This window comes from Streptomyces sp. NPDC046197 (assembly GCF_040646295.1).
Taxonomy (GTDB): Bacteria; Actinomycetota; Actinomycetes; order Streptomycetales; family Streptomycetaceae; genus Streptomyces.
In genome coordinates, this window is the sequence record NZ_JBEYZY010000027.1 from 63,628 (window position 1) to 80,602 (window position 16,975).

The 16,975-nt window shown below is 71.8% G+C and carries 15 protein-coding genes, 2 tRNA genes and 1 riboswitch; of the genes, 14 read left to right on the forward strand and 3 right to left on the reverse strand.

The features are described 5' to 3' along the window. Positions 1-56 precede the first annotated feature (56 nt). The 4 genes from AB0A61_RS30315 to AB0A61_RS30330 all read left to right on the forward strand — a co-directional run bounded on the left by AB0A61_RS30315 (position 57) and on the right by AB0A61_RS30330 (position 4,965). Positions 57-578, forward strand: a complete 522-nt coding sequence (locus AB0A61_RS30315) for a hypothetical protein (RefSeq protein WP_361299154.1) — start codon at positions 57-59, stop codon at positions 576-578. A 226-nt stretch (positions 579-804) separates the two neighbouring features. Beyond that, a complete protein-coding gene (locus AB0A61_RS30320) occupies positions 805-3,012 on the forward strand; it encodes a DEAD/DEAH box helicase (RefSeq protein ID WP_361299157.1) in 2,208 nt (735 codons plus the stop codon). A gap of 190 nt (positions 3,013-3,202) precedes the next feature. Next, positions 3,203-4,738 carry an amino acid permease gene (locus AB0A61_RS30325; protein WP_361299160.1) on the forward strand — a complete coding sequence of 512 codons (1,536 nt, stop codon included), beginning with the start codon at positions 3,203-3,205 and terminating at the stop codon, positions 4,736-4,738. A gap of 154 nt (positions 4,739-4,892) precedes the next feature. Next, positions 4,893-4,965: transfer RNA gene (locus AB0A61_RS30330), tRNA-Lys, on the forward strand. Positions 4,966-5,085: 120 nt separating this feature from the next. Here AB0A61_RS30330 and arsM read toward each other — a convergent pair. Next, on the reverse strand, positions 5,086-5,979 hold the full coding sequence (gene arsM / locus AB0A61_RS30335) for an arsenite methyltransferase (protein WP_361299163.1): 894 nt from the start codon (positions 5,977-5,979) through the stop codon (positions 5,086-5,088). Positions 5,980-6,084: 105 nt separating this feature from the next. Here arsM and AB0A61_RS30340 point away from each other — a divergent pair, with 105 nt between their 5' ends. The 6 genes from AB0A61_RS30340 (at position 6,085) to AB0A61_RS30365 (ending at position 10,921) form a co-directional block, all read left to right on the forward strand. Further along, the gene (locus tag AB0A61_RS30340; RefSeq protein ID WP_361299166.1) at positions 6,085-6,456 is read left to right on the forward strand and encodes a metalloregulator ArsR/SmtB family transcription factor; all 372 of its coding nucleotides are present in this window, start codon (positions 6,085-6,087) and stop codon (positions 6,454-6,456) included. Further along, entirely contained in the window at positions 6,453-6,614 is a 162-nt protein-coding gene (locus AB0A61_RS30345; protein ID WP_361299169.1) for a hypothetical protein, read from the forward strand. Before AB0A61_RS30340 ends, AB0A61_RS30345 begins: the two co-directional genes overlap by 4 nt. A 29-nt stretch (positions 6,615-6,643) precedes the next feature. Next, positions 6,644-7,069, forward strand: a complete 426-nt coding sequence (locus tag AB0A61_RS30350) for an arsenate reductase ArsC (protein WP_361299172.1) — start codon at positions 6,644-6,646, stop codon at positions 7,067-7,069. Positions 7,070-7,352: 283 nt separating this feature from the next. Beyond that, positions 7,353-8,957 carry a histidine kinase gene (locus AB0A61_RS30355; protein ID WP_361299175.1) on the forward strand — a complete coding sequence of 535 codons (1,605 nt, stop codon included), beginning with the start codon at positions 7,353-7,355 and terminating at the stop codon, positions 8,955-8,957. After that, positions 8,948-9,631, forward strand: a complete 684-nt coding sequence (locus tag AB0A61_RS30360) for a response regulator transcription factor (protein WP_361299178.1) — start codon at positions 8,948-8,950, stop codon at positions 9,629-9,631. The genes AB0A61_RS30355 and AB0A61_RS30360 overlap by 10 nt, the downstream gene beginning before the upstream one ends. 138 nt (positions 9,632-9,769) lie before the next feature. Beyond that, entirely contained in the window at positions 9,770-10,921 is a 1,152-nt protein-coding gene (locus AB0A61_RS30365; RefSeq protein ID WP_361299181.1) for an acetylhydrolase, read from the forward strand. A 360-nt stretch (positions 10,922-11,281) separates the two neighbouring features. On the opposite strand, the gene ribA is transcribed toward AB0A61_RS30365, so the two are convergent. After that, positions 11,282-11,926 (reverse strand): GTP cyclohydrolase II, encoded by a 645-nt coding sequence (ribA, locus tag AB0A61_RS30370; protein WP_361299184.1) that lies wholly within the window; start codon positions 11,924-11,926, stop codon positions 11,282-11,284. 132 nt (positions 11,927-12,058) lie between these two features. Beyond that, the gene (locus AB0A61_RS30375; protein WP_361299187.1) at positions 12,059-12,574 is read right to left on the reverse strand and encodes a MarR family transcriptional regulator; all 516 of its coding nucleotides are present in this window, start codon (positions 12,572-12,574) and stop codon (positions 12,059-12,061) included. Positions 12,575-12,680: 106 nt separating this feature from the next. Between AB0A61_RS30375 and AB0A61_RS30380 the strand changes: the two genes are divergently transcribed. The 4 genes from AB0A61_RS30380 to AB0A61_RS30395 all read left to right on the forward strand — a co-directional run bounded on the left by AB0A61_RS30380 (position 12,681) and on the right by AB0A61_RS30395 (position 16,968). Next, complete coding sequence (locus tag AB0A61_RS30380) at positions 12,681-13,811, forward strand: dihydrofolate reductase family protein (RefSeq protein ID WP_361299190.1); 1,131 nt, start codon at positions 12,681-12,683, stop codon at positions 13,809-13,811. A gap of 142 nt (positions 13,812-13,953) precedes the next feature. Then, positions 13,954-14,027 (forward strand) — tRNA-Met (locus AB0A61_RS30385). Between the two features lie 378 nt (positions 14,028-14,405). Further along, entirely contained in the window at positions 14,406-15,533 is a 1,128-nt protein-coding gene (locus tag AB0A61_RS30390) for a PP2C family protein-serine/threonine phosphatase (protein WP_361299253.1), read from the forward strand. Between the two features lie 234 nt (positions 15,534-15,767). After that, positions 15,768-15,925, forward strand: a riboswitch (cyclic di-AMP (ydaO/yuaA leader). A gap of 11 nt (positions 15,926-15,936) precedes the next feature. Next, positions 15,937-16,968 (forward strand): M23 family metallopeptidase, encoded by a 1,032-nt coding sequence (locus AB0A61_RS30395; protein ID WP_361299193.1) that lies wholly within the window; start codon positions 15,937-15,939, stop codon positions 16,966-16,968. Positions 16,969-16,975 lie beyond the last annotated feature (7 nt).

Consider the following 16,975-nt stretch of genomic DNA (forward strand, 5'->3'; position numbering starts at 1 on the left):
CGGGCGAGGGGAGTTGGACACGTCGACTCCTTCATCCACCCCGGAGGTGGCTTCCCGTGCGTCCCTTGTACGTACCCGTCCGTCTCGCCGCCACGGTCGTCGCCGTCGCCGCTGCCGCGGGCTGCATGAGCGTGGCCGAAGACTCCGGCGGCGGGGCCAGGCCGTCGCACTCCGCGGGCCGCCGGGCCGGCGAGGCCCAGGACGGAGGCCCGGCGTGGTCGGGCGGCCGCGTGGGGTACGGCGAGGGTGGGGGCGACGGCAAGCACGGGCACGGGGCCAGGGGCAAGGCCGATCGGTCGCCGTCCGCGTCGGCCTCGCCGTCCGCCTCGGGGAGCGCGTCCGCGACGGAGCCGGGCAAGCGGGCGGTGCCGCCGAAGGCGGGGCAGCCGACTCCGACCCCGGTCCAGCCGGATCCGCCGCGCACGTCCGCGCCGCCGGAGCCGCCTCCGGCCTCGTCGGCACCGCCGCCGGCCTCGCCCGACCCCACGGCTGCCGAGCCCTCGTCGTCGGCGCACGAGAACGCGGGGACGCAACTGGTGCAGCGGGAGCCGGCGCCACGGGCGGGGGCACCGGTGTAGCCGACGAGGCGTGGATGACCTGCGCATATGGGCCCGGTTTGCCTTGTGGGCCCGGGAGTGCGTATGGTAGTAGATCGTTTGATCCCATTTGCCCGGCGCCCACGCAGAGCGCGCCGTATGGCGCGTACTCTCCCTTGCCGTGGCGGACCGCATCGAGGCGGTCGTTATGCGAATCACGGAGTTGACGGGCGCGTGCCGACGAGACTCCGGAAGGTTTCGCATTCGCATGTCCATTGCCAGTACCGATCACGCTGTCCTGCCCGAGAACACCGAGCCCCAGGACAACGCCGAGCTCCAGGACGAGGCTCCCCAGCTCACGTTCGCGGACCTCGGCCTCCCCGAGGGCGTCGTCCGCAAGCTCGCGCAGAACGGTGTGACGGTCCCCTTCCCGATCCAGGCCGCGACCATCCCGGACGCCCTGGTCGGAAAGGACATCCTCGGCCGGGGCCGCACCGGCTCCGGCAAGACCCTCTCCTTCGGTCTGCCGACCCTGGCCACGCTGGCCGGCGGCCACACCGAGAAGAAGCGGCCGCGCGCCGTGATCCTCACCCCCACCCGCGAGCTGGCGATGCAGGTCGCCGACGCGCTGCAGCCCTACGGCGACGTCCTGGGCCTGAAGATGAAGGTCGTCTGCGGCGGCACCTCGATGGGCAACCAGATCTACGCCCTGGAAAGGGGCGTGGACGTCCTGGTCGCCACCCCCGGCCGCCTGCGCGACATCATCAACCGCGGCGCCTGCTCCCTGGAGGACGTGCGGATCGCCGTCCTCGACGAGGCCGACCAGATGTCCGACCTGGGCTTCCTGCCCGAGGTCACCGAGCTGCTCGACCAGGTTCCGGCGGGCGGTCAGCGGATGCTGTTCTCCGCGACGATGGAGAACGAGATCCAGACCCTCGTCGACCGCTACCTCAGCGACCCGGTCAGCCACGAGGTCGACGCGGCGCAGGGTGCGGTGACGACCATGTCCCACCACATCCTGATCGTGAAGCCCAAGGACAAGGCGCCGGTCACCGCGGCCATCGCCTCCCGCAAGGGCCGCACCATCATCTTCGTGCGCACCCAGCTGGGCGCCGACCGCGTCGCCGAGCAGCTGCGCGACGCCGGCGCGAAGGCCGACGCGCTGCACGGTGGCATGACCCAGGGCGCCCGCACACGGACCCTGGCCGACTTCAAGGACGGGTACGTCAACGTCCTGGTCGCCACCGACGTGGCGGCCCGCGGCATCCACGTCGACGGCATCGACCTGGTGCTCAACGTCGACCCGGCCGGCGACCACAAGGACTACCTGCACCGGGCCGGCCGTACCGCCCGCGCGGGCCGTACGGGCACGGTCGTGTCCCTCTCGCTGCCGCACCAGCGGCGCCAGATCTTCCGCCTGATGGAGGACGCCGGCGTCGACGCCTCGCGCCACATCATCCAGGGCGGCGCGGCCTTCGACCCCGAGGTCGCCGAGATCACCGGCGCCCGGTCGATGACCGAGGTGCAGGCCGAGTCCGCGGGCAACGCCGCGCAGCAGGCCGAGCGCGAGGTCGCCCACCTCACCAAGCAGCTGGAGCGGGCGCAGCGGCGTGCCGTCGAGCTGCGCGAGGAGGCGGACCGGCTGGTCGCCAGGGCCGCCCGCGAGCGGGGCGAGGACCCCGAGGCGGCGGTGGTCCAGGCCCAGGCGGCGGCCGTGGAGGTGGCCGGGGTCCTGGTGCCGGAGCAGCCGGCGGCCGAGGACGTCGACCGCGCCGAGCGGGCCGAGCGCGAGGAGCGTACGGCGGCCCCGTCGTCGTACGAGCGCCGGGAGCGGCGGGACGAGCGGGGCGGGCGCACGTTCGACCGCGAGCGTTCCTTCGACCGTGACCGTGGTGGCCGTTCCTTCGAGCGGCGCGACGACCGTGGCGGCTTCAACCGTGACCGCGACCGTGACCGTGAGCGCGGCTTCGACCGCCGTGACGACCGGGGTGACCGCGGCGAGCGCGGTGACCGCGGTGGCTTCCGCCGGGACGACCGTGGTGGCCGTTCCTTCGACCGTGACCGCGACCGCGGCTTCGAGCGCCGTGACCACGACCGCGGCTTCCGCCGTGACGACCGGGGCGACCGCCCTGACCGTGCTGAGCGCGCTGACCGTGGTGACCGTGGTGACCGCGGTGGCTTCCGCCGGGACGACCGTGGTGGCCGTCCGTTCGAGCGGGACCGCGACCGGGCGCCCCGCTCCTTCGACCGCCGCGACGACCGTGGCGGCTTCCGCCGGGACGACCGCCCCGCGCACCGCGACGAGCGCGGCGGGCACCGTGGCAGCGACCGCCCGTTCAACCGCGACCGCCAGGGCGACCGCCCCGGCTTCCGCTCCGGTGGCCACGAGCGTCCCTACGGCCGCCGTGACGACCACCGCGGCGGCGGTTCCTTCGGCCGCCGCGACGACAAGCCGCGCTGGAAGCGCAACGGCTGACGCCGACCGCGGCTGACGCCGACCGGTGAGCAGAGAGCGCCGTGACCCCGCCCGGGGCCACGGCGCTCTGCCGTGTACGCCCGAGCGCACATCCAGGCGGGCCGCTGAAGGACCGGGCAGGGGCAATTTTTGGCCATAGCACCTACCGTGTGGTGCATGTCACGCCCTCGGCGAGGGAATCGCTGGGGACATGACAGATGACGCCAGAGCGACAGGGCTGTCGGACGAAGAGCGGCTGGCCCAGCTCGGATACACACAGGTTCTCGCCCGCCGGATGTCGGCGTTCTCCAACTACGCGGTCTCCTTCACCATCATCTCGGTCCTCTCCGGTTGTCTGACGCTCTACCTCTTCGGGATGAACACCGGCGGCCCCGCCGTGATCACCTGGGGCTGGGTGGCGGTGGGCCTGATGACGCTGTTCGTCGGGTTGTCGATGGCCGAAATCTGCTCGGCGTACCCGACCTCCGCGGGCCTGTACTTCTGGGCCCACCGGCTGGCACCGCCGAAGTCCGCCGCCGCCTGGGCCTGGTTCACGGGCTGGTTCAACGTGCTGGGCCAGGTGGCGGTGACGGCGGGCATCGACTTCGGCGCCGCGTCCTTCCTCGGGGCGTATCTGAACCTCCAGTTCGACTTCGAGGTCACGCCCGGCCGCACGGTCCTGCTCTTCGCGGCGATCCTGCTCCTGCACGGCCTGCTGAACACGTTCGGCGTCCGCATCGTCGCCCTGCTCAACAGCGTCAGCGTGTGGTGGCACGTACTGGGCGTCGGTGTGATCGTCGGCGCGCTGGCCTTCGTACCGGACCACCACCGGTCGGCGTCCTTCGTGTTCACGAGGTTCGTGAACAACACGGGCTGGGGCAGCGGTGTCTACGTCGTCCTGCTCGGCCTGCTGATGGCCCAGTACACCTTCACCGGCTACGACGCCTCCGCCCACATGACGGAGGAGACCCACGACGCCTCCACGGCCGGCCCGAAGGGCATCGTCCGCTCCATCTGGACGTCCTGGATAGCCGGGTTCGTCCTCCTCCTGGGCTTCACCTTCGCCATCCAGTCCTACGACAAGGAGCTCGCCTCCCCGACCGGTGCGCCGCCCGCCCAGATCCTGCTGGACGCCCTCGGCGCGACCGCCGGCAAGCTGCTGCTGCTCGTGGTGATCGGGGCGCAGCTGTTCTGCGGGATGGCGTCGGTGACGGCCAACAGCCGCATGATCTACGCCTTTTCGCGCGACGGCGCGTTGCCGTACTCACACGTGTGGCACACGGTCAGCCCGCGTACGCGCACACCGGTGGCGGCGGTGTGGCTGGCGGCGCTGGGCGCGCTCGTCCTGGGCCTGCCCTACCTGATCAATGTCACGGCCTACGCGGCGGTCACGTCGATCGCGGTCATCGGTCTCTACATCGCCTACGTCGTCCCGACCCTGCTCCGGGTGCGCAGGGGCGAGGCCTTCGAACGCGGGCCGTGGCACCTGGGCCGCTGGTCGCGGGTGATCGGAGTGGTCTCGGTGGCCTGGGTCGGCGTGATCACCGTCCTCTTCATGCTCCCGCAGGTCTCGCCGATCACCTGGGAGACCTTCAACTACGCCCCGGTCGCCGTCCTGGTCGTCCTCGGCTTCGCCGCGACCTGGTGGAGGGCCTCGGCCCGCCACTGGTTCCTCAACCCCGACCACGAACGCACCCTCGCCCGAGAGGCCGCCCGCACAAGCACCCCCGAACCGGCCGACCCCTGACCGACGGGCCACCCACGCGGCGCCGGTCACCCCGCGGGACGGCGCCCGCACGGCGCACGCGCGGGACCCGTACGGCGCTCTTCCGGCCCGGCTCACCGATACCCGATCGGAGACACGGCCTCCTGCGGCTATGCTCGGGGAGGCAACATCGCCTGGGCCCTTAGCTCAATTGGCAGAGCAGTGGACTTTTAATCCATTGGTTGTGGGTTCGAGTCCCACAGGGCCTACGGGCTGTAGGCGGGGGTTGACCCCTCTGACCTGCCACGCAGCGCCTGAGTCGGCATCGGCCGGCTCAGGCGCTGTCTCGTTTCCGGGCCCGGGTGTGAGCGATGCGCGGGCGGATGTCTTCAGCTCTGGCAGCCGCAGCCCGACGCGCTCTTGGCTTCCGTGACGGTCAGGGCGGGGTCGGCTGAGGTTTCGGACGGAGTGCAGCAGGCGTTGACGCCGCAGCAGGCCTCCTCCGAGTTCCTCACCTCGTAGGTCGCATCGGAAGTGGTGGGCTTGGTGGCGCTGACGATCGCGGAGTGCATGCCGTCCGCGACGAGGTGCGTCGAGGTGATCTCGACGTCCGTGAACCCGGCGCCCTCCAGACCCGCCCGATACTCGGAGAAAGACAGGGCGCCGGCGATGCAGCCGACGTAGTCACCGCGTTCGGTGCGCTGTTCGGGGGTGAGCGCGTCGTCGGCGACGACGTCCGAGACGCCGATACGGCCGCCGGGCCGGAGGACCCGGAAGGTCTCTGCGAAGACGGCGGGTTTGTCGACGGACAGGTTGATCACGCAGTTGGAGACGACGACGTCGATGGTGTTCGCCGGGAGGGGGACGGCCTCGATGGTGCCCTTCAGGAACTCGACGTTCCTGGCGCCTGCCTTCTCGGCGTTCGCCAGCGCCAGCGCCAGCATCTCCTCGGTCATGTCCAGTCCGTATGTCTTGCCGGTCGGGCCGACGCGGCGGGCGGAGAGCAGGACGTCGATGCCGCCGCCGCAGCCGAGGTCGAGGACGCGTTCCCCTTCACGGAGTTCGGCGACGGCGGTGGGGTTGCCGCAGCCGAGGGAGGCGGCGACTGCTTCGGCGGGCAGCACGTCGCGTTCGTCGGCGGCGTAGCGGGTGGAGCCGAAGTTCTCGTCGACCTCGACGGGCTGGGGCCCGCAACAGGCGGTGCCGCCTTCGGTGACCTCGACGGCCGCGGCGGCATAGCGCTCGCGGACGGTTTCGCGCAGGTCGGTGGACTGCTCGCTCATGACTTCACTCCTGGTGACGGGGCATGGCGGTGCCCTGGAACGGCTTGTATTGACGTTCGTTGATGCAACCTTGCGCACTGAATCGAAAAACGTCAACATAGAGGCATGTCGAAGCAAGAGCTTGAGGTGGCCGACCAGGACGCCACCTGCTGCCAGGGCCTGGCCAGTGCGCCGCTGGACGAGGAACGCGCCATGGAGCTGGCGAAGGTTTTCAAGGCGCTGGGCGATCCGGTCCGGCTGCGGCTGCTGTCGATGATCGCCTCGCGCGAGGGCGGCGAGGTCTGCGTGTGCGAGATGACGCCGGCCTTCGACCTGTCCCAGCCGACGATCTCCCACCACCTCAAGCTGCTGCGGCAGGCCGGCCTGATCGACTGCGAGCGCCGGGGGACGTGGGTGTACTACTGGGTGCTGCCCGGCGTCCTGTACAAGCTCGCCGCCTTCCTGGCCACGCCGCAGACCGCCGGGGTGACCGCGTGACCGCGTCCCTCGGCCGCCGTGTCGCCGCCGAGGCGACGGCCCAGTCGGCGGGCACCGCGCTCGGGCCGGGCGCCGTGGCGGTGGTGGACGGGCGTCCCGCTCGCACGGCAGACGACGTCGTCGTCCCGCGCGGCGAGCCCGAACTCGCCTCCTCCTGACCTCACTCCGCCCGCAAGGACACCCCGCCATGAGCACTGCCGCCCCGCGCCCCTCCGTGCTGTTCGTCTGCGTCCACAACGCCGGCCGCTCCCAGATGGGCGCCGCCTTCCTCACTCACCTCGCCGGGGACGCCGTCGAGGTGCGCTCGGCCGGGTCCGCGCCTGCCGACGCCGTCAACCCGGCGGTGGTGGAGGCCATGAAGGAGTCCGGCATCGACATCTCCGCCGAAACGCCGAAGATCCTCACCACCGAGGCCGTACAGTCCTCCGACGTGGTGATCACGATGGGCTGCGGGGACACCTGCCCCGTCTTCCCGGGCAAGCGGTACCTGGACTGGCAGCTCGATGATCCGGCGGGGCAGGGTGTCGCTGCCGTGCGGCCGATCCGGGACGAGATCGAACGGCGAGTGCGGGATCTGCTGGCCGGGTTCGGGATTCCGGCGGCATCGGCCTGAGCCGGCACTTGGCCGGCTCGACTGCCTGTTCGGCTGTCGAGCGGGACCGGGGATCTGCTTCGCCGCCTTCTCGGCGATTTCAGGGCCCAACTCGGGGAGCGGGCTCGGGCAAGCCGCCTCTCGGCCGGGGTAGGTGTTTGCCTACCTCAGAAGTAGGTATCGGCCCATGGTGCTTGCCGGCCCCCTCGCAGCAGCATGATCTCCAGGCCACGGCGTGTGGCATGGATGACGAGACGGGGGGACGGACATGTGGCCGTTTCCGGTGGGCGTGACGCCCTTGCCGGTGAGCGTGCTTGCGGTGCTGACCGCGGTCTGTGCCGTGCTGGCCTTCAGAGCGGAGCAGGCGCGGGCCCGGCCGGCGCGTACCGCACTGTCGGCCGGGCGGATCGGGTGGCCGGTCGTGGCGGGACTGGTGGGTACGGCCGCGTACGGCAGTGTGCCGGCCCTGCTGACCGACCTGCACAACACCTCCGCCGCATTGCCCGGGTATGTCGTCACCTTGCCGGATCTGGAGCCCGGCGGCCTGCTCCCGGCGGCACTGCTGATGGCCGGCCTGCTGGCCACCGCGCTGCTCACCTCGGCGCCCGCACCCAGGCGGTGGGTGCTGCCCGTGGTCGCGGCGGTCACCGGCGAACTGCTGGAAGGGACGTACTGGCTCACGCATTCCGCTGCGTCCTCGGGCCGGACACCGCTGAACGTCCTGGTGGGCTGTACGAGCGTCCCGGTGATCGCCGCCCTCGCCGGTGCGGCTCTGCTCCGGCCGGCGACCGGCAGACCCGCGTGTCTGGCCGGAGCCGACGCGCCCGGGTCAGCGCGCTGGGCCCTGCTGCTGCCCGCCGTCGTGGTGATGACCGGTGACCTGTTCGGCCTCCATCTGTGGCAGTCCGCGACCCCGGGCACCGGGATCGGGCCGTCAGTGGCGGGTCATCTGGTGGGGCTCGTGCTGCTGGTGGTCGTCGTGGCCGGGCTCATGCGGTGGCCGAGGGCGGCAGCGGACCTGGCGGCCCTGGGACTGGTCGGGATCGGGGCGTACGACGTCGTCAAGAGCGGGTTCGGGCAGTACGCGGTGGTGCAGCACAAGGTCGGCTCCCCGCGTGGGCCGGCGCCGTCCCTCTCCACGGGGCTGGCACACCATGCGTCGGTCCTCGGCGGCATCCAGGGGGCAGTGGTGCTGGCCTTCGGGCTCTGGCTGCTGGCACTGACCGTACTGCCGGATCTCAGGCGGCTGTTGGGGCGGGAGCCGGATCCGGCGTTGAGCCGGCGGGTGCGGGAGCTGACCGAGACGCGGGCCGAGGCGGTCGGCTCCGCGGCCGCGGAGCTGCGCAGGATCGAGCGGGACCTGCACGACGGCGCACAGGGACGGCTGGTCACCATCGGCATGAACCTCAGGGTCGCCGAGGAGATGATCCACAACGATCCGCACGAGGCCGCCGCACTGGTCGTGGAGGCCCGCCTCGCCTCGGCGGCGGCACTGGAGGAACTTCGCGGCCTGGTCAGGGGGATGCACCCGCCGATGCTGGCCGACCGGGGCCTGGGCGAGGCGGTCCGGGCGCTCGCGCTGGACCTGCCCCTGTTGTGCGAGACCGAGATCGATCTGCCCGAGCGGCTCGCCGCCCCGCTGGAGTCGGCCTGCTACTTCGCCGTCGCCGAGGTGGTCACCAACGCCGTCCGGCACGCCTCGGCGCACGGCGTCGAGATCCGTATGGCCCGTACGGACGGGCTGCTGCGCATCGAGGTGGTCGACGACGGGGTGGGCGGCGCGGATCCCGCCCGGGGCACCGGGCTGGCCGGGGTGGAGCGACGGCTGGCGGCCTTCGACGGCATCCTGGCGGTCAGCAGCCCGCCCGGGGGGCCGACGATCGTGGTCATGGAGGTGCCGTGCGCGTAGTCGTCGCGGAGGATCTCTTCCTGCTCCGGGAGGGGCTGGTCAGGCTCCTCAAGGCACGTGGGTTCGAGATCGTGGCGGCCACCGACAGCGCGCCGGGCCTGCTCGGCGCGCTGCTGGAGTTCCGGCCGGACCTCGCGATCGTGGACATCAGGCTGCCGCCCACCCACACCGACGACGGGCTCCGTGCGGCGCTGTCCGCCCGGGAACGGATACCCGGGCTGCCGATCCTGCTGCTCTCGCAGTACGTCGAGCAGATATACGCCCAGGAACTGCTCGCCGACCAGGCCGGAGGGGTCGGCTACCTGCTCAAGGACCGGGTGTTCAGCGACGACCAGTTCATCGACGTGATCCGTACGGTCGCCGCGGGCGGCACGGTCATGGACCCCGAAGTGGTCACCAAGCTGCTCGGCCGCCGCAGCCGTGGCAAACGCGGGCCTCTCGCCAGGCTTACCGAGCGGGAACGTCAGGTGCTCGAGCTCATGGCCGAGGGACGCTCCAACAGCGCCATCGCGAACCGGCTCTTCATCAGCGAGAAGGCCGTGTCCAAGCACAGCACCAGCATCTTCACCAAGCTGGAGCTCGTCCCCTCCGACGACGACAACCGCCGCGTGCTGGCCGTGCTCGCCCACCTCATGTCCGCGCCACATGAAGGCCGTGTGCCACCGAGCCGCTGAGCTGATCAAGACCGGAACACCACCCGGCCCGGGCCGACGGCCCAACCGCCGGGCGTAGCCCAGTGCTGCCCAGAAACCCAGGGAGGGTCCGTGACGACCACACCGTTCATGAACCGAGAAGGAATGACACGCCGTCGCATGTTCGGAGCCGCGCTGGCGGTCGGGGTCACCGTGCCGATCGGCGCCGCACGCCAGGCGTGGGCGGCCTCGACCGGACCGGATCCGGTGCGGCTCACCCTGCCCGTGCCCACCGGACCGTACCCGGTGGGCACGGTGCCCCTGCACCTCGTCGACACTTCACGTCCGGACCCCGTGGCCGGCCCCGGGCACCACCGCGAGTTGATGGCCGCCGTCTGGTACCCCGCCCGGGGCATCGAACGGTATCCGCCGGCCCGCTGGACATCCCCCGCCGTGACGCGGGCACTCCTCACGTCGGCGGGCTGGCCGGCCGATGTCGCGGTGGCGCCGCTCACGGCCGGCCACGAGGGCGCGCCGGTTCGGCGAACGGGCCGACGGCTGCCCGTCGTCGTGTTCTCGCACGGTGCGCACGATCACCGGGCGGACACCACCATCGTGGTGCAGGAGCTTGCCAGCCACGGGTATGCGGTCGTCACGGTGGACCACACGTACGACGCGTTCAGCGTGTTCCCCGACGGCCGGCTCACGGTCCCGCTCGACCGACCTGCCCTGACACCGCGGGACTTCGCCACCGACATCCGGTTCGTGCTCGACCGCGTCGAGGATCTCGCGGCCGGGCGCAACCCCGACGCCGGACACCGGCCGCTGCCGGCCGGCCTGCCCGGCGCCCTCGATCCGCGGCGCATCGGCCTGTTCGGCTGGTCGAAAGGCGGGACGGCGACCGCTCTCGTCATGAGCGAGGACCAGCGCGTCCGGGCCGGGCTGAGCGTCGACGGCCCGATGCAGCCGACGGTCACCACCGACCTGGACCGGCCGTTCATGCTGATGTCCGCCGAGTTCCCCCGGGCCACGCAGCCGAGCGTCGCCGAGTTCTGGTCGCACCTGCGGGGATGGCGGCTCAACGTCCAGGCGGAGGGCGCGGTTCACTCGTCGTACTGCGACGTCCAGTTCTTGATCCCACAGCTGGCACAGGCCGTCGGGATGAGCGACGAGGAGCTGCAGGGCTGGATCGGCACCCTCGATCCGGCCCGGGCGGTGCGGATCCAGCAGGCGTACCCGCTCGCGTTCTTCGACCTGCATCTGCGGCACCACCGGGAGCCCCTGCTGGACGGTCCGAGTGCGGCCTTCCCGGAGGTGAAATTCCTTCCGTGAAGCGACGGGCCGCGGCGCTCGTGTCCCGCGCCGCGATTCGCCCGTCCGACCGCGCGCACGAGCACGAGCCGACGGGCCCGGCCCATGGAGGGTCTTGGACGGAGTGCGGCGGGCGTCGGCGCCGCGGTACGCGCCGTGCGAACTCCTCCGCCGGGTTCCTGACGACGCCGGAGACCGCCGCTCTGCCGCCCGCGTGTCCAGCCGGGCGGCAGAGTGGCGGACGGACGGGCCGGATGCGGGGCTCACTTCCGAACTCCCCCACGCGGCACGGCCGTTCTCCACTGGCCACCTTGACCAGAAGTCACCGGTGGAAAACGTGCGCGGCGCGGTGACGGGTCGTTCTGTGATGCGGGATCTCGGTCAGCCCGCGTTCAGTTCGGAGAGGCCCAGTTCGCCGAGGGGGAGGGTGTGCTGGGTCTGGAGGACCTTGGCGCGGAGATAGCGGACGTTGTGGGCCGTCGTGAAGACGCCGGTCGGGACGCGGTCGCGGACGTCGATGCCGAGGGCGCGGAGCTGCCCTGCCTTGTCGGGGTTGTTGGAGAGCAGGTCCGCGGAGCCGATGCCCAGCGCCTGGAGCATCTGGGCGGCCGCCGTGTAGTCGCGGGCGTCCTCGGGCAGGCCGAGGGCGGCGTTCGCCTCGTAGGTGTCCAGGCCGCGGTCCTGGAGGGCGTAGGCGTCGAGCTTGTTGTAGAGGCCGATGCCGCGCCCCTCCTGGCGGAGGTAGAGCAGGACGCCGCCGCGGTCGGCGATGCGCTCCACCGCCTCGCGCAGCTGCGGCCCGCAGTCGCAGCGGGCGGAACCGAAGACGTCCCCCGTCAGGCACTCGGAGTGCAGGCGCACCAACGGGACGGCGGGGCCGGGCTCGCCGAGGACGACCGCCAGGTGTTCCTGGCCGTCGGCCAGGCCGTGGAAGGTGACCAGTTCGGCGTCGACGCCGTACCCGTCCTGGAAGCGCAGCGGTACCCGGACGCGGGAGCGCGGCGTGGCGGCGGGGAAGTCAGGCATACGGGGTCTCCGGGTCCGGGGCCATCTGCTTCAGTTCTGCTTCAGATTTGAAGCAGAACTTCGGATGGTGAGCCTACTCCATGCTTGAATTTTGAAGCAACACTTTTCGGCCGGCTGGCATCGCCCGGCCGGTCACGAGCAGGATTTGGGCGACCGGCGGCGCCACGGCACGTCCTCCGGGGTGCTCCTGGTCTCGTCGCCCTGGAGCGCCTCCGCCACGCCTGTGAAGATCTCCTCCAGCTGTGCCACCTGGTGCGCGTCGAGATGGTCGAAGAGGTGGGTGCGGACCGCCTCGACATGGCCGGGTGCCGCGCGCTCCAGGACCGCCATGCCCTCGTCGGTCAGGACCGCGGTGCTGCCCCGCTTGTCCGTCGGGCAGCCCTCGCGCCGTACCAGACCGTCCTTCTCCAGGCGCTGGACCGCGTAGGTCAGCCGGCTGCGGGTGATCTTCAGCCGCTCGGCGAGGTCGGTCATCCGCAGCTGGCGCTCCGGCGTCTCGGAGAGCACCGACAGGATGGAGTAGTACATGTGTGGCATGCCGGCCTCCTGCTGGAGCTGCCGGTCGACCGCGTCCTCCAGCAGGAGGGTGGCGGCGATGTACGCGCGCCAGGCGCGCTGCTCGTCGGGGGTGAGCCAGCGGGTCGTCATGCCGCCAGTGTAGGTTTGCTTAAAACTTGAACCAAGCGTGTCCGCAGCAGAAAGCAACCGAAAGCCGCCGAGCACGGCCGAAAAGTCGCCAAGAAAGAGTGCGTCGATGTCCCGTCCGTACGTCCTGCTGTCCGCCGCCGTCTCCCTCGACGGCTACCTGGACGACACCGGCCCCGAGCGGCTGCTGCTCTCCAGCCCCGCCGACTTCGACCGGGTGGACGAGGTGCGGGCGTCCGTCGACGCGATCCTGGTCGGCGCCGGCACCATCCGCGCCGACAATCCGCGGCTGCTGGTGAACTCGGCCGAACGGCGGGCCGCCAGGACCGCCGCCGGGAAGCCGGAGTACCCCCTGAAGGTGACGGTGAGCGTCTCCGGCGAGCTGGACCCGGACGCGCAGTTCTGGCACACCGGCGGCGAGAAGGTCGTCTACACGACCGACCGGGGCGCGGACCGGCTGCGCCGCTCGGGCATCGCGGCCGACGTCGTGCCGCTCGGACCCGAGGTCGACTGGCGGCTGCTGCTGGAACACCTGCACGACGAGCGGGGGGTGCACCGGCTCATGGTCGAGGGCGGCGGCACCATCCACACCCAACTGCTCCAGCAGGAGCTCGCGGACGAACTGCACCTGGTTCTCGCCCCGCTGTTCGTGGGGGACCCGAAGGCGCCGCGGCTGTTCGGGCCGGGCGCCTACCAGGGCGCGCGGCTGCGGCTGGTGGAGACCCGGGCCATCGGCGACGTCGTCCTCATGCGCTACGAACCGACGGCCCCCGGGACCGGACACCTCGCCCGGCCGGCGGACCGGCACTGGCTGCGGCTGGCGTGCGAGCTGGCGGCGCAGTGCCCGCCCTCGGGCACCGCGTTCAGCGTGGGGGCGGTGGTGGTGGCCGCCGACGGGACGGAGCTCGCGCGGGGGTACTCGCGGGAGGCCGGGGACCAGGTCGTGCACGCGGAGGAGGCGGCGCTCGCGAAGGTGGACCCGGCGGATCCGCGGCTGGCCGGTGCCACGGTGTACAGCAGCCTGGAGCCGTGCGCGCGGCGGGCCTCCCGGCCCCGCCCCTGCGCCCGGTTGATCCTCGACGCGGGGGTGCGCCGGGTGGTGACGGCCTGGCGGGAACCGGACACGTTCGTCGAGGGCGCCGACGGGACCGGCGTACTTCAGGCCGCAGGCGCGGAGGTCGTCGTGCTCCCGGAGTTCGAGGAGCAGGCCAAGGCGCCGAACCGCCATCTGCTCGGCTGAGCGGATCCGCCCCGCCGAGCGAGAGCAGACCGCACGGGGACCGCCCGCCGACCGCCCGCCGACTGAAAACCGCTGATGAAGCGAGGTGGACGTAAATGCGTGCGCATCCTGTCCGGCGGATGGCGTACACTGGTTTCACCGACGCGGGGTGGAGCAGCTCGGTAGCTCGCTGGGCTCATAACCCAGAGGTCGCAGGTTCAAATCCTGTCCCCGCTACTGAAACTCAGGGCCGGAATCCAATCAACGGATTCCGGCCCTGAGTCTTTCCCCGGGTGTTTCCCCGAGTGCAGTCCCAGCGCTCCACGGCGTCCGCCCGCGGCTTGCCACGTGTTCCTCATCACACCGTGTCCTCCGGTCGGCCCACACCGGCTCGCCCGCCGCACCCGGTCCGGGAAACCTGGACGGGCGGACGAGATCGACATGGACATGCGTGGCGGGAGACGAGTGGTGCGGCCTGGTGAGGTGGAGGACGAGGGGCCGTACGACCTCAAGTCCCTGGACGACGACCTCGATCGGCAGGGGCGTCCAGGCCGCGGTGACCGCCTCGGCTCCCCCGGCCGGGGCGGCGGTCGGCCGCCCGGCGATTCCGCGCCCCTGCCCGTGCCGGGGCCCGGTCCCGCCTCTCTCCCGCCGGGCGAGGGCGGCGAGCGGCGGCGCATCTCGGGCGCGCGCGCGTTCGTCCGGGTGCTTCCGCTGCTGCTGCTCGTCGCCGGCACCTGCCACGACTGCCTGACCCCGTCGACCTTCACCGCGGCCCCGCTCTTCACGGCCGCGCCCCTGGTCGCCGCCCCGCTGCTGTCCCGGCGGGTCACCCTGCTCACGGGTGTCGCGGCCGTCGCGGTCGTGCTCGGGCTGCGCCTCGGGCGGGGCGCCGTCCTCCGTGCCGAGTCGGTCACCGAGCTGGTCACCGTGGCGACGGTCGCGGTCCTCGCCGTGATCGTCAACATCCTCGTCCGCCGCAGCCAGGAGCGGCTGGCCTCCGCCCGCGAGATCGCCGAGGCGGCCCAGTACGCCGTGCTGCCCGAACCCGCTGACCGGATCGGGGGCCTGGAGATCGCGGCCCGCTACGAGGCGGCGCAGGCGGACGCGTTCATCGGCGGCGACCTGTACGCGGTGCAGGACAGCCCCTACGGCGTGCGGCTCGTCGTGGGCGACGTGCGCGGCAAGGGCATGGGGGCGGTGGCGGCCGTGGCCGTCGTCATCGGTGCCTTCCGCGAGTCCGCCGAGCAGGAGGCGACGCTGGAGGCGGTGGCGCAGCGGCTGGAGCGGGCGCTGGCCCGTGAAGGCACCCGCGGAAACGGGATCGACGCCATCGAGGGGTTCACCACCGCCGTGCTCGCCGAGATCCCGCACGACGCCAAGGTGGTGCGGATCGTCAACCGCGGCCATCCGCCGCCGCTGCTGCTGTACGCGGACGGCACCCTGCGCACGCTGCTGGCCGCCGACCCGGCGCTGCCGCTCGGCATGGGCGATCTGGGCGTCTGGCCCGACCGCGCCGAGGAGACCGACTTCCCCGCCGGAGCCACGCTCCTCTTCCACACCGACGGCCTGTCCGAGGCACGTGACGGACACGGCCGGTTCTACGACCCCGAACGGCAGCTCGCGGGCCGGACCTTCCGCGACCCGGACACCCTGCTCACCACCCTCGCGTCGGAGGTGCGCCGGCATTCCGGGGGCGGGATGACGGACGACATGGCGCTGCTCGCCGTCCGGCGGCCTTGACCATTGTCACGCGAGGTGAGCGACCGGTCCCGTTCCGCATAAAAACTGACGTACCGTCAGAAACGGTGGAACCGCTGAGGTCGGGTCAACTCGCCCGGCTTTCGTCACCCCTGGCCCGAACGTCCGGGGCGAGAAGGTTTAACGATCAAGACGAACGGCTTGGAATCAGGGGTCCGGGTCTATTAACGTTCGATAACGCAGCGCGGTCGTCCCAGCCGTCACAAGAGGCGGCTCCGTGCGCACGCGCCGAATCCCGTCAGGGAACCGGGGAACCACCACCGTGGGGTGAGTCGAGCGTCAACCGCCGTGGCGGCACGGCTGGTTTACGCGCGTAGGAGACCTTCCTGCTCCGAACCCGTCAGCTAACCCGGTAGGCGAGACGGAAGGAAAGGAGTACGCCCGCGTGGCGTCCAACCGGTCTGCCTCTCCAGCTCCGTTCGTGCCGACCCGGCGCACCGAGACCCTCGGTTACGGCACCTCCCACACCGACGAGGGCCCGTGGGAGGAGTGGAACCCCACCGCGGAGTCCATCCGTCCCGTACGCGGTCGGCACCGCGTCACCAAGCAGCGCGGCGGCGGGCTCGCCCGCAGTTCCACCGTCCTCGGCGTCGGCGTCATAGCCGCCGTCGGCGCGGGCGGCATGGCCAGCGCCAACACCGGCAAACCGCCGGTGTCCATCTCCCTGCCCGACCTGCCCTCCGTGGGCTCCCTGTTCGACGACTCCCCCCACGCTCCCAAGGGTTCCGCGACCGCGCTCAGCACCGCCGGCGTGACCTCCACCGGCAGCGCCGAGGGCGCCGTCGGCGCGGGCGAGGCGCTGCGCAACCGCATCATGGCGCAGGTCGACCAGCAGCAGACCCAGGTCGAGAGCAAGGCCGAGGCAGCCGCGGAGACCGCCGCCGCCAAGCAGGCCGAAGAGGCCGCCGCCCAGGCGAAGAAGGAGGCCGGGGCGAAGGCCGCGGCCGCCAAGCAGAAGGCGGAGGAGGAGGCCAAGCAGAAGGCCGAGGCCGCGCGCCTGGCCGAACTGGCCAAGCAGTACGTGCTGCCGACCTCCTCGTACACCATCACCGGGACCTTCGGGCAGCCCGGTTCCATGTGGTCCTCCGGCTACCACACCGGCCTCGACTTCGCCGCGCCCACGGGCACCCTGATCAAGGCGATCCACAGCGGCACCGTCACCCAGGCCGGCTGGGCCGGCGCCTACGGCTACCGCACGGTGCTCACCCTCGACGACGGCACCGAGCTGTGGTTCTGCCACCAGTCGTCGATCAACGTCACGGTCGGCCAGAAGGTGAGCACCGGCGAGGTCATCGGCCGGGTCGGCGCCACCGGCAACGTCACCGGGCCGCACGTGCACCTGGAGGTCCACCCCGGCGGTCAGGCCACCGCGATCGACCCGATGACGTGGCTGCGCGGCAAGGGCCTCAATCCCTGACATCCAC